This is a genomic window from Burkholderia sp. 4M9327F10 (assembly GCF_005503145.1).
In the GTDB taxonomy this organism is placed as follows: domain Bacteria; phylum Pseudomonadota; class Gammaproteobacteria; order Burkholderiales; family Burkholderiaceae; genus Paraburkholderia.
In genome coordinates, this window is sequence record NZ_SCNV01000042.1 from 15,875 (window position 1) to 28,367 (window position 12,493).

12 protein-coding genes are annotated in these 12,493 nt (G+C 63.8%); 7 read left to right on the forward strand and 5 right to left on the reverse strand.

The window, feature by feature from the left end; translation table 11 throughout:
* The first annotated feature begins 154 nt into the window (after positions 1-154).
* From FFS45_RS28885 to ligD, 4 genes are all read left to right on the forward strand, one after another.
* A complete protein-coding gene (locus FFS45_RS28885) occupies positions 155-706 on the forward strand; it encodes a ferritin-like domain-containing protein (RefSeq protein ID WP_137958051.1) in 552 nt (183 codons plus the stop codon).
* A 147-nt stretch (positions 707-853) separates the two neighbouring features.
* A complete protein-coding gene (locus FFS45_RS28890) occupies positions 854-1,015 on the forward strand; it encodes a DUF1328 family protein (RefSeq protein ID WP_137958052.1) in 162 nt (53 codons plus the stop codon).
* 18 nt (positions 1,016-1,033) lie between these two features.
* The gene (locus FFS45_RS28895) at positions 1,034-1,978 is read left to right on the forward strand and encodes a Ku protein (RefSeq protein ID WP_137958053.1); all 945 of its coding nucleotides are present in this window, start codon (positions 1,034-1,036) and stop codon (positions 1,976-1,978) included.
* A 33-nt stretch (positions 1,979-2,011) separates the two neighbouring features.
* Positions 2,012-4,618 (forward strand): DNA ligase D, encoded by a 2,607-nt coding sequence (gene ligD, locus FFS45_RS28900; RefSeq protein WP_137958054.1) that lies wholly within the window; start codon positions 2,012-2,014, stop codon positions 4,616-4,618.
* Here the strand turns inward: ligD and FFS45_RS28905 are convergent.
* Both FFS45_RS28905 and FFS45_RS28910 read right to left on the reverse strand, forming a co-directional pair.
* Entirely contained in the window at positions 4,615-5,940 is a 1,326-nt protein-coding gene (locus FFS45_RS28905; protein ID WP_137958055.1) for a cation:proton antiporter, read from the reverse strand. The two genes, ligD and FFS45_RS28905, sit on opposite strands and share 4 nt — an antisense overlap.
* Positions 5,941-6,010: 70 nt before the next feature.
* Positions 6,011-6,601, reverse strand: a complete 591-nt coding sequence (locus tag FFS45_RS28910; RefSeq protein WP_137958056.1) for a TetR/AcrR family transcriptional regulator — start codon at positions 6,599-6,601, stop codon at positions 6,011-6,013.
* Positions 6,602-6,677: 76 nt separating this feature from the next.
* On the opposite strand from FFS45_RS28910, the gene FFS45_RS28915 reads away from it, so the two are divergent.
* Positions 6,678-7,940, forward strand: coding sequence for an FAD-dependent monooxygenase (locus tag FFS45_RS28915; protein WP_212745773.1), 1,263 nt, complete (start codon positions 6,678-6,680; stop codon positions 7,938-7,940).
* A 107-nt stretch (positions 7,941-8,047) separates the two neighbouring features.
* Here the strand turns inward: FFS45_RS28915 and FFS45_RS28920 are convergent, their stop codons facing one another.
* On the reverse strand, positions 8,048-8,875 hold the full coding sequence (locus FFS45_RS28920; protein WP_137958057.1) for a helix-turn-helix transcriptional regulator: 828 nt from the start codon (positions 8,873-8,875) through the stop codon (positions 8,048-8,050).
* 158 nt (positions 8,876-9,033) lie between these two features.
* On the opposite strand from FFS45_RS28920, the gene FFS45_RS28925 reads away from it, so the two are divergent.
* The gene (locus FFS45_RS28925) at positions 9,034-9,732 is read left to right on the forward strand and encodes a class I SAM-dependent methyltransferase (protein WP_137958058.1); all 699 of its coding nucleotides are present in this window, start codon (positions 9,034-9,036) and stop codon (positions 9,730-9,732) included.
* Here the strand turns inward: FFS45_RS28925 and FFS45_RS28930 are convergent.
* Positions 9,721-10,983 carry a DUF6596 domain-containing protein gene (locus tag FFS45_RS28930; RefSeq protein WP_137958059.1) on the reverse strand — a complete coding sequence of 421 codons (1,263 nt, stop codon included), beginning with the start codon at positions 10,981-10,983 and terminating at the stop codon, positions 9,721-9,723. The two genes, FFS45_RS28925 and FFS45_RS28930, sit on opposite strands and share 12 nt — an antisense overlap.
* A complete protein-coding gene (locus tag FFS45_RS28935) occupies positions 10,980-11,351 on the reverse strand; it encodes a YciI family protein (protein ID WP_137958060.1) in 372 nt (123 codons plus the stop codon). Before FFS45_RS28935 ends, FFS45_RS28930 begins: the two co-directional genes overlap by 4 nt.
* A 254-nt stretch (positions 11,352-11,605) precedes the next feature.
* Between FFS45_RS28935 and FFS45_RS28940 the strand changes: the two genes are divergently transcribed.
* Positions 11,606-12,292 carry a GntR family transcriptional regulator gene (locus FFS45_RS28940; RefSeq protein WP_171029787.1) on the forward strand — a complete coding sequence of 229 codons (687 nt, stop codon included), beginning with the start codon at positions 11,606-11,608 and terminating at the stop codon, positions 12,290-12,292.
* Positions 12,293-12,493 lie beyond the last annotated feature (201 nt).

Sequence of the window (12,493 nt, forward strand, 5' to 3'; positions counted from 1 at the left end):
GTGTGGAGGCGACGCGTAAACCCTGACAAAGCGTGCAACGCCCATTCCAGCAAAACCCCCAGGTACAGAGAATGCTAGAACACCCGTTGTGCGGCTGCGCCCCCAACGGCGCAGCCAGACCGATGTTCGACCTGTCCGACCTAGGGAGACCCTCATGTCACAGAAACCTTTCCTGACCGATATCGAAACCATTCGCAAGCGTGCCCGCGAACATATCGCACAAGGGGCCGTCACCGCCGGCTACCGCGCCGACCGCGAGGCCGTGGTGGCGCTGCTCAACGATGCGCTCGCAACGGAGCTCGTTTGCACGCTGCGCTATCGCCGCCACCATTTCATGGCGAAGGGCATTCAGTCGAAAAGTATTGCCGACGAGTTCATGGCCCACTCCAACGAGGAGCAGGGGCACGCGGATCAGATCGCGGAGCGCATCGTCCAGCTAGGCGGCGAACCGGACTTCTCGCCGGCCGGACTGCTGTCGCGCAGCCACGCGGAGTATGCCGAAGGCACCACGCTGGTCGACATGATCCGCGAAGACCTGATCGCCGAGCGCGTCGCGATCGACAGCTATCGCGAGATCATTCAGTTCCTTTCCGACAAGGATCCGACCTCGCGCCGCGTGATGGAGACCATTCTTGCCGTCGAAGAGGAGCACGCGGACGAGATGGCGGAATTGCTCGAAGGTCTGCCGGAAAAGATGAAGCACTAGCCTGCTGGTACACCGGCAGGTACGACGCTTGCTATTTGAGGAATGCAAACCGGTGGCGCGCCGCGCGCGCGAGCCGGATCCGCTTCAGCGCGCGGCGATGTGAAGCCGTGCTGCGAGAGTGTCTTCGGCCATAAGGAGGGAGGAGTCATGCTTCAATACGCGCTTATTTTCTTCATTGTCGCCATTATCGCGGCGGCGCTCGGCTTCGGCGGTATTGCAGCCGGCGCCGCGGCCATCGCGAAGATCCTGTTCTACATCTTTGTGGTGATTTTCCTGGTCACGCTGGTGCTTGGCATTGCCAGACGATGACGATGAAGCGGAGGCATCGTGGCACGCGCAATCTGGAAGGGCGGGATCAGCTTCGGCCTCGTTTATGTGCCGGTGCAGGTTTATCCGGCGACGAGGGCACAGCATACGGGTTTCAACCTGCTCGAGAAGCACTCGATCGATCCAATCGGCTACAGGCAGATCAACAAGCGTACCGGCAAGGAAGTCGCGCGCGAGAACATCGTGCGCGGCTTCGAGTACGAGAAAGGCCGATATGTGGTGTTGACCGATGAGGAGATTCAGGCAGCGAGCCCGGAGTCGACACAGACCGTCGACATCATTTCGTTCGTCGACGGTTCCGAGCTTTCCTTCGTCTATCTCGATACCCCGTACTACCTTGCGCCGGAGCGCCGCGGCGAGAAGACTTATGCCTTGCTGCGCGATGCGCTCGCGAAATCCGGCAAGATCGGCATCGCGAGCGTCGTGCTGCACAGCAAGCAACATCTGGCCGCCCTGATTCCCGCGGGGCCCGTACTCGCGCTCAATACGCTGCGCTGGTCCGATGAGATCCGTCCGCTCGATGAGGTGCGCCTACCAGAACAAAATGCAAAGAAATCCGGTGTGACCGCCCGCGAGCTCGAGATGGCAAGGAAGCTGATCGACGACATGACCGCCGAGTGGAATCCCAACGACTATCACGATACGTTCCATGACGACATTCTGGCGCTCGTGGACAAGAAAGTGCGTGAGGGCAGGACTGCGGAGGTCGGCGAGGCGGCAACGGCTGCGCCGTCGCGAACGCGTCGAACGGCGGACATCGTCGATTTGTCGGAACTGCTCAAGCGCAGCCTGGGACGCCGCAAAATGAAGGGCGGGGCGTCCGTGGCGGACGAGGAGGCAGAGCCCGACGAGCCGCCATCTTCGCGCGGTGGCAGCAAGGCCGCACGCAGCGCGCGCCGCTCTACTCGCCGGACGGCGCCGTCACGAAGCCGTCACGCCGCGTGATGGCGTGGCCGGGCGCGCAAAAGGCATTCGATCATGGCGCGGAAACTCGAGACATACCAGCGCAAACGCCGCTTCGACGGGACACCCGAGCCGTCCGGCACGCCACGGCGCAGCCGCACAACGGCGCGCGCAAAAGGCAATCGCAAGCGCAACGGCCATGTGCTTTCCTTCGTGATTCAGGAACATGATGCCCGCAACCTTCATTACGACTTCCGTCTTGAACTGGATGGCACGTTGAAGTCATGGGCCGTGCCGAAAGGGCCGAGCCTGGACCCTTCGGTCAAGCGTCTGGCCGTCCACGTCGAAGATCATCCGCTGGAATACGGATCGTTCGAAGGGGAGATTCCACAAGGCAACTATGGCGCCGGCACGGTGCTCGTCTGGGACCGTGGCACCTGGGAGCCCGCGGGCGGCGAGCGGGCAGCGCATGACGCTTACGAAGCCGGCAAGCTGAAGTTCCGCCTCGATGGCGAGAAGCTGCACGGCGGATGGACGCTCGTGAAGAGCCATATGCGCGGTGCCGGCCACAAGGAACAGTGGCTCCTGATCAAGGAGCGCGATGACGAGGCCCGCAGTGAGGACGAATTCGACGTGCTCACCGAACGTCCTGGCAGCGTGTTGTCGCCCCATGAGGGCGCGGCGAAGACGGGCTGCCCGGACATTGTATCCACACGCAGCCTTCAGTCGCTGCGGAAGCTGGCTGCCACGCCCACCATCGAGGGTGCCGTGAAGGCGAAGCTGCCGGCCACGCTCAAACCGCAACTCGCGACGCTTGTCGATGCCGCTGCGCAAGGCGACGACTGGTCGTACGAAATCAAGTTCGACGGCTATCGCGTGCTCGCGCGCATCGACCGGCAGGACGCGAGGCGGCCGGTACGCATCCACACCCGTTCGGGCCTCGACTGGAGTGCGAAATTCAGCATGCAATGCGATGCGCTTGCCGGACTGGACATCGGTTCGGCATGGCTCGACGGCGAGGCAGCCGTGCTGGACGAACGGGGCGTGCCGGACTTCCAGGCCTTGCAAAACGCGTTCGACACCGGTCGTCCGCAGGACATCGTGCTGTTTCTGTTCGACCTGCCTTACCTGAATGGTTACGACTTGCGCGCGGTGCCGCTCGTGCAACGGCGCGCTCTGTTGCGTGCGTTGCTGGATCACGCTGGCGGCGGCATGCTGCGCTTCTCCGAAGACTTCGCTGTCGCTCCTGGTGATCTCCTGCAAAGCGCCTGCGAGGTAGCGCTGGAAGGCATCGTCGGCAAGCGGCGTGACAGCCACTACGTTTCCAGGCGAAGCACGGCGTGGATCAAGCTACGCTGCCGGCGGCGCCAGGAATTCGTGATCGGCGGCTATAGCGAGCCTGCCGGCAGCCGCACGGGGTTCGGCGCGCTGCTGCTCGGCGTGCATGATGCAAAGCACCGGCTGCAGTATGCCGGCCGTGTCGGCACGGGTTTCGATTCGGTCACCTTGCGCCGCGTAAAGCAGGAACTGGCCGCACGCGAAACCGGACAGATGCCGTTTGCGAGCGCGCCGCGCGAACGCAGCCGAACTCGCGTTCATTGGGTGAAGCCGGAACTCGTCGCCGAATGCAACTTCGCACAGTGGACGAGCGACGGCCTTGTGCGTCAGGCTTCGTTCATCAGTCTGCGCGGCGACAAGCCCGCGCGTGAAATCGTGCAGGAGACGCCACGCATGACCACCGCAAAGCCAACGAGGCACGCGAGCAAGGCCGCGGCGCCCGGCGAATCGACCGTCGCCGGTGTGCGGATTTCGCATCCGGAGCGCGTGATCGACAAAAGCACCGGGACGACCAAGCTGGACCTCGTGCGCTACTACGAGTGGATCGCGCCGCGCATGCTGCCGCATCTGGCGGACCGGCCCGTTGCGCTCGTGCGCACCCCGGAGGGGCTTGGCGGCGAGTTCTTTTTCCAGAAGCACGCCAACAGGCTCGCACTGCCACACATCACGCAGCACAAGGGACTCGACCCCGGCCATGCGCCGCTCCTGACAATCGAGAGCGCCGAGGCGCTGGTCGGCGCGGCGCAGATGGATGCGATCGAATTCCACACATGGAACGGGCTGGCATCGGACCTGGAAAGACCCGACCGGATGGTGTTCGATCTCGACCCGGACGCCGCCCTGGGCTGGGACAAAATGATCGAAGCGGCGCAGCTTACGCGCGAGCTGCTTGCGGAGCTCGGTCTCGATTCCTGGTGCAAGACAAGCGGCGGCAAGGGGCTGCATGTGGTGGTGCCACTCGTAAAGAGTCTCGGCTGGGAGGACGTGAAGGCGTTTTCGCAGGCGGTCGCGCAACATATGGCCGGAACGCTTCCTGATCGTTTCAGCGCAAAGATGGCCAAGCAAAACCGCCACCAGAAGATATTCGTCGACTATCTGCGCAACAACCGGGGCTCGAGTACGATCACGGCATTTTCGGCGCGTGCGCGGGAGGGGCTCGGTGTTTCCGTGCCGCTTTCGTGGGATGAGGTCGAACACACGACGGCCGGCGATCAATGGAACGTCGGCAATCTGCGCCAACGCCTCGATGCGCTCAAAGCCGACCCGTGGGCCGGCTATGCAAAGTGCCGCCAGCGCATCACCGGCGCCATGCGCAAGCGTCTCGATTCATCGGCAAGCGGCTAACCGCGACTCACCGCTTGCCCGTTTCGCCGCTGGAAATATCTTCCGAGCGCGTATCCGGCCGTCGATCCGTGTATCAGAACCGACAGCACGATCGTGTCGAGCACGGCCGGCACCAGTGGGCGCAACGTGTGACCCGCTTCGTCGACACCCATCACGGCGTAATAGAACGCGCCCACGCCGCGAATACCCATCCACGCCAGCAATCCCCGCTGATCGAAGTCTGCGTCTGAACCCAGCATGGCCGCCAGCACGGACAGTGGTCGCGCAACAAGAAACAGCAGCAGTGCCGGAAAGACCGCGTGAAGATCGAGCATCTGACGCCAGTGCGCGGAAACGACGCAACCGATCACGAGCATCAACGACAGTTCTGCGATCCGTTCGATCTCAATTGTGAACCCGAGCATTGCTTCGGCGAGGTAGGCCTGTGCGCGCTTCGGATCTTTCGCGACATCGAGGCGCTCGCCGTGCTGTACGTCGTCAAGCAGTTGCGCGGGACTCGTCTCACCCGTGGTGCGCCGCTCCTGGTGGCGCAGCGCGACGCCTGCGGCAAAAACCGCAACGAACGCATATGCATGAACGAGCAGCGCGGCGCCATACGACGACGACATGAGACCGAGGGCGATGAAGCCATCCAGCCCGATCGCTTCGCCTAGACGCGTCCTCAGCAGGAACACGATCTTCGCGAATGCGACTGCAAAGAGCCAGCCGATCGCCAGCGCGCCGAAGACCCCCCATGCCAGCGAACCAATAAATGCGAGCGTGCTGCCGGTGCCGAACGGATGCGTGCCGCAGAGCCACAAGCCGAGCAGGGCGAACGGCCATGCCGCGCCGTCGTTGAGTCCGCCTTCGCCGGACAGTGCAAACCTGACAGGCTCGTCGTCGCCGGCCTCGGTTACACGTAGTTCGTTTGCGAGTACCGGATCGGTTGGCGCGAGCGCGGCGGCGAGAAATAGCGCGGCGCCCCATGTCCACTCAGTGGCGAAGCCCACGGCGGCTGTCATGAGCGCGACGGTAACGATCATCGCCAGAACGCCTAGCCGCAGTGGCGGATGCCAGAGGCGGCTGGTTAGTGGCACGCGCAGATGCATGCCTGTCGCGAACAATGAAATGACCAGGCCGATCTCCGCAACGATGCGCAGCAGCCGTGGCCAGCCGAGCAGATCCACGCTGACGAGGCCGCTCACAGCCGGCCCGACGACGACGCCGACGACGAGGTAGATCATCGCTCCGGTCAGCGGCAGACGCGCAATCGGTCCGCGCGCGAGCGCGACAAGCGTGACAAGACCGCCGATCAACAGGAACCAGATGGCTTCGGTGCTCATTGCCATGTTGTGCTGGTTGAATCGCTCACGAGTGAGCAAGTGCCGTTCCTCGTACGTACTTCTGGTCAATTCACAAGCTCACCAGCGGCAGGAAAACGTCCTCCACAATCTCCCTGATTGCCTCGTCCGACAGCGGCTCGAAGGTCATCAGAACCTCATGGCGTGCAAGGTCGGTCGGAAGCGCAACGATTCGCGGGGTAAGGCGGGCAGCGGCGATCTCACCACGATCAATCGCGCGTCCCAGGATGGTTTGCATGACGTCGGAGTCGACGATCTGCGACCTGATCTGCGCCCTCATGGTTGCCAGGTTGGAATGCTGGTCCGCCAGGTCCTTCTGCATGTCGAAAACCAGCCTGATCAGGTCAGGCCGGGCACGGTCGGACAAGCGGCGAAGCAGAAGGCTGATTTCGTCGCGGACGCTGCCGAGATCGGGGACGGTGATCGGGTTCTGTGCAAAATGCCGTGCTAACGCAGCCGTTGCGAGCGCGGTCCGGCTCGGCCAGCGCCGATAGAGCACAGGCCGGCTCGTACCCGCACGCTTCGCGACGCCCTCCAGCGTGAGCCCGCCGTAGCCGCGCTCGATCAGTTCTGCCCAGCCGGCGTCAAGGATCGCGTCCTCCAGCTGGGTGCCTCGCCGCCGTCCGGCTTTATCAGTATTCATGGTGCCCCATTTAAGATTCACTCTGCATCCTATTGAACTATTGATCCCGATCAAATAAGATGCACATCGTACCTTATTGATTGGGGAAATCCTATGTTCGAGGCGCAAGGATTTCAAATCCCGCTCGGTCCTGATCTCCGGGGCCAGCATCGCCGGGCCGGCACTGGCCTACTGGCTCGATCGCTATGGCTTCGATGTGACGGTGGTGGAGCGCTCGGACACCATTCGCAGCGGCGGCTACCCCATTGATGTACGCGGCACTGCGATCGACGTCGTCGAACGCATGGGCGTGCTTTCGCAACTGCGGGCGGCCCATATCGACACCCGAAAGCTGACGTTTGTCGACGCGGTTGGAAAATCGATCGCCACCCTCAAACCGGAGAACCTGGCCGGTGGGGTGACCACTCGTCACATCGAATTGCCGCGTGGCGAACTGACTTCGGTTCTGTACGATCTCACGCGAGACGGCCGGGTCCGTTACCGGTTCAACGACTCCATCGAGGCGCTGCACGATGACGGCGCCGGCGTAGACGTTCGCTTCAGAAGCGGGGTGGCGCAGCGGTTCGATATCGTAATCGGCGCGGACGGCATGCATTCCAACACGCGTGCCCTGGCGTTCGGACCGGAAGCGCCGTTTAACCGCTACCTTGGTTTTTGCTTCAACCTCTTCTCACTGCCAAACGAACTTGGCCTTTCGCACGAAGCCGTCGTCTATGGCGAACCGGGCCGCGTCGCAGGCGTGTATGCGGTTGGCGACAGTCAGACGCTGCACGGCTTCCTGAACTTCGCTGCTGATGAACCGCCTTTTCATGCGCGCCCGGACGTCGACAGGCAGCGCCAGCGGACGGTGGAAATTTTCAGCGAGGGCGGCTGGGAGGTGCCTCGGTTGATTGCGGCCATGCAGCGCGCAGATGACCTTTTCTTCGACACGGTCAGTCAGATCCATATGCCGTGCTGGTCGTCCGGCCGGGTGGCGCTGGCCGGCGACGCCGCTCACGCACCTTCGTTCCTGTCCGGACAGGGTTCCAGCCTCGCACTGGTCGGCGCCTATGTGCTTGCCGGAGAACTGGCAGCGCATGCGGATCCTGTCGAGGCCTTTGCTTCTTATGAACGAATCGCCCGGCCGTTCATGGAGGCAAACCAGGGGCTGGCCACCAGGAAGGGCGGGACCCTTCTCATGCCACGTACCCAGGAGGAAGTCGATGCGCGCAACGCCGCGCTCGCCGCAATGCAGCGTTCGGGAGAAGGCCCCTCGTATGGCGACCACGCAAGGCAGGTACACAACGCGCTGACGCTGCCCGATTACACCGGCTGGCTTCGCGAGCAACACCGGGGGTAAGCGGCGTGGGACCGCAAGGCCGCCGTCGCTTGCCGGGCAGTGGGAGAGGTGCGCCCGTTTCACTGACTGGGTCCTGCGCGTCAGTCGCTACAAACGCAGCCAGTCAATCAGGCGTGTCCTACACGCCGTTGCGCCATGTAGCGACCCGGTGAGGTGCCGAGCGCCTTGCGGAACATGGTCACGAAGCTGCCGGAGCTTTCATAGCCCAGGTCATCCGCGACCTGCTGGACCGAAGATCCGCTGCCCAGCCATTTCACGGCAAGCATGAGGTGGAGCTGCTGACGCCAGCGGCCGAAGCTCATGCCCGTCTCCTCGGTGAGGCGGCGCGCCAGCGTGCGTTCGCTCAGTCCAACACGCAGTGCCCACGTCTGGATCGTTCCGCGTTCGGCGGGATTGTCCATGATCATCGCGGCGATTTTGCGAAGCCGGGCGTCGGTCGGCATTGGCAGATGGAGGTTCCCGGTCGGCGCCAGCGCCAGTTCATCCAGCAGGAGGGTCATGAGATGCGACGCCATGCTGTCCTCGGCATAGAGCACAGGCAGGCTGGCGGAGCGGATCAGAAGCTCGCGCAGCAGCGGGGTCGTGGAAAGCGCACAGCAGTTCGACGGCAGATCCGACGCGACGCTCGGGTCGAGGAAGACGATGTAGCACTCGAGCATGCCCGTAGCTTTGACTTTGTGCACGACGTCACCCGGTATCCAGAGTGCGCTCAGGGGTGGCACGATCCAGAGTGCGCCTTCCACCTCACAGGTGAGAACGCCGCGAAGCGTCAACAGAAGCTCACCCTTGCGGTGGCGATGGAAGTCCGTTTCCTGCTGGTCGAGCTCGAGGCTGGCCACCACGATGCCGGCGGCGCCGATGGTCACCACCGGGCGAGGCACGAGATCCGGGTCGATCCACCCGACGGGAGGCGAAAGCTCGGTCAAGAGAGGCATGGTCGTCGATCGGTCCTCGCGGCAGCGCGATGATTGGCAAGAAATCCGCATATTCTGGCGATATTGCCCAATGCTGCCAAGCTTGCCAATCCCTACCATGCTCTGAGGGCGGCACACGGAATTCCCCGTCGCCGTTGTCCTTCGGAGCACACTCAACCATGGATTCATTGAGCACGGGGCGCGTTGCGCATACATTACATCGGCTCTTCAACGAAGCGGAGCAAGCCGATCGGGCCTTGATGGAGCAGTTCATCAATGTCGAGGAGCCCGAACAGTTGATTGCCGACACCCTTGCCGAGCACTTCGCCGAGGAAAGACGCGACCTCCGCGGTTTTTATCACGGCTACGCCGATAACTTCCTGAATGTGGCGCCGGAGTATGGGCGGTTTCTTTACCAGTGTGTCCGCGCCCGCAAGGCGCAGCGGATCGTCGAGTTCGGCACGTCGATGGGAATCTCCACCATCTACCTGGCAACGGCACTGCGCGACATGGGCGGTGGCCAGTTGATCGGTACCGAGCTGGAAGCCGGCAAGGCGGCGCGCGCACGCGCCAACCTCGAGGCGGCAGGGCTTGCCGATCTGGTCGAAATCCGGGTGGGTGACGCGCGGGAGACGCTTGTCGACGTCGGCGGCGCGGTTGACCTGGTTTTGCTCGACGGTGCGTTCAGCCTTTATCTGCCCGTGCTGAAGCTGCTTGAGCCGCATTTGACGCCCGGCACGCCCATCCTCGCGGAAAACGCGTTCGATCACGACAACGAGTACCTGGCCTATGTCCGCGATCCCGCGAACGGCTATCTCTCGCAGTCGATTCCGATTAGCGCGGGCCGGGGCAACGAGTTCACCGTTTTAACTCGATGACAGCGCCATGCGCTTGCGCTGCAGGAATCGGCGCGCAGCCGGATCGCGCTCGAGGCCGATCGCGAGATCGTATGCACCGAGCGCTTCGGCTGTCGCGCCGGCACGTGCAAGCAGATCGGCGCGCGCGGCCCAGTACGGCTGGTAGTCGGCCAGCCGCGGATCGTCCGCGTAAGGTTCGAGCGCGTCGAGCGCCGCCTGCGGGCCGTCCCGTTCCGCCAGCGCGAGCGCACGGTTCACCGCGACCACCGGCGACGCGGCAATCGCGAGCAGCGCATCGTAGAGCTGCACGATCTCGTCCCAGTTCGGACGGCGCGTCCGGCAGCGGTGTATGTGCGCCGACTGCAGCGCGGCTTCGAGCTGAAAGCGCCCGATTGCATTGAACGCGCTCGCCCGCCGCAGCAGGACGTCGGCTGCGTCGATCATCGGCGCGTTCCATGTGGCCGGATCCTGGGCCGATAGCGGCACGTACTCGCCGGCCGCATCGCGGCGCGCGTCGCGTCGCGCCTGCGCGTACAGCATCAGCGCGAGCAGACCCAGCGCCTCTGGTTCCCCGGGCAGCAGTTCGACGAGCAGTTGCGCAAGAAACAGCGCTTCGCCAGCGAGATCGCGCCGGCCGCTGTCGCTGCCGAGCGGGTCGGTCCATGCTTCCGCATAGGCGGCGTAGACCGCTTCCAGTACCGCGGCTAACCGGCCGGGCAGCTCCTCGCGCTCAGGCACGCTGAACGGAATGCCCGCTTCGTGGATCTTGCTCTTCGCCCGCGCGAGGCGCTTGCTCATGGCGGCGGGCGACGTCAGGAACGCTGACGCGATCGTCTTCGCTTCGAGCCCCAGCACCACCTGCAGCATCAGCGGGGTGCGAATCGCGGCGTCGAGCGCGGGGTGCGTGCATGCGAACAGCAGTGCGAGCCGCCGGTCGGGCAACGCACCGGCTTCCCGCTCGTCGATTTCGTCGGCGAGGATGGCGAGCTGGTTCGTCACCTCATCGCCCACTTGCCGATGACGCGCGCCGTCGATCGCCCGGCGGCGCGCAACCGTCATCAGCCACGCTTCAGGATTCGCCGGGCAGCCGCGCTGCGGCCAGTCCGCGAGCGCCGCCGCAAACGCGTCGGCCAGCGCGTCCTCGGCCGCGGCGACGTCGCGCGTGCGCATCGCCAGCAGCGCGACGAGCTTGCCGTAACTGCGGCGCGCGGCCGCCTCGGCAATCGAGTGTGCGAGGCTGTCGGCGTCGCGGTCGGCGCCGGGCAGGCTCATGTGCAGGTTGGCCCTTCATAGGGGGCGGTCCAGACCGGGCGCACCTCCATGACGCCATGCGTCGCACCGGGACAACGCGACGCCCACGCGATCGCCGCGTCCAGGTTGGGCACGTCGATCAGGTAGTAGCCGGCGAGCTGCTCCTTCGAATCGGAGTACGGTCCGTCGAGCACCTGCGGTTTGCCGTCGACGAGCCGCACCGTGGTGGCCGCCTGCGTAGGCTGCAGGCGGTTGGCGCCCACCAGCGCCTGCGCCTTTTGCAATGACTCGGTGTACGCCTGATACGCAGCGACACCTTGCTGCCGCTCGCTGTCGGTCATCTGGCTCCAGCCGTTTTCTTGCGAATAGATCATCAACAGATATTGCATGTGAACCTCCGTCATAGGGTTAGGGCGGGGAAGGGCATCGGGCCGCCACTACAATGACGCGCGGTCCGCACGCTGACGGACAGGTGGCGTCAAAAAAATCGCGGATGGGGCGCATCCGTCTCGTTCGTTCACCTGCGCAAAGCCAGCCCTATAGGTACATCAGCAGATCAACGATAATATGGCATTCCAGAGCCCGCGAGTCTCGCCATTTCGGGCGCGCGGGAACGCCAATGTTCACTTCTTTTTTGCTGCCCATGTCAGACCTCAGAATCGACCGCAATGCCAAGACGCTTCGGGAACTTACTCTGGACAAGCTCCGCGGCGCAATCGTGCAGGGCTATTTCCGGCCGGGCGCGCGGCTCGTCGAGCGCACGCTGTGCGATGAACTGGGGGTCAGCCGCACAGTTGTGCGCGAAGTGCTGCGGCATCTCGAGACGGAAGGGCTCGTCGAGATTGTCGCGCGGCAAGGCCCGATCGTCGCGCGACTCGATCCCGAACAGGTCGGCGAAATCTACGAATTGCGCGGCCTGCTTGAAGCCAACGCCGCGCGCGCGTGTGCGGAGCAGTCCACGCCGGAGCTCGTCAGCCAGTTGCGCGAGATCCGCGCGATCATCGAGGAGGCGTTTGAGAAACGCGATCTTCCGCGTGTGCTCGAATACACCGAGCGCTTTTACGATGCGATGTTCGAGGGCGCGCAAAAGCATGTATCGCTGGCCGTGGTCAGAACGCTAAATGCACGCATCAACCGGTTGCGTGCGCTGACGATTGGCATGCCGGAGCGCGCTGGCGAGTCCAATCGCGAGATGAACAGCCTGCTCGACGCGATCGAACGCCGTGACGGCGATGCGGCCTCGAAGGCCTCGGCCGCGCATATCAGCCGGGTCGCCGAACTCGCGCTCAGCGCGCTCGCGCAGCAAAGCGAGAGTAGCGGCAACGCCTAAGCCGTACTTCTCGTGTTTCCTGAAAGGCCGCCGGTAACCCCGGCGGCCTTTTGTTTTGCCGGCGTGCTTTTCCTCAGACTCTCCTTCCAGCCCCTACGCCGTGGAGATGCTGCGCTGCGCAAACCGGCTCGTTAGCCGATCACGCATGCTGAAACCGTGCCCGAACCGGCGCTCTCCATATCATGGTATTCCATAATATTG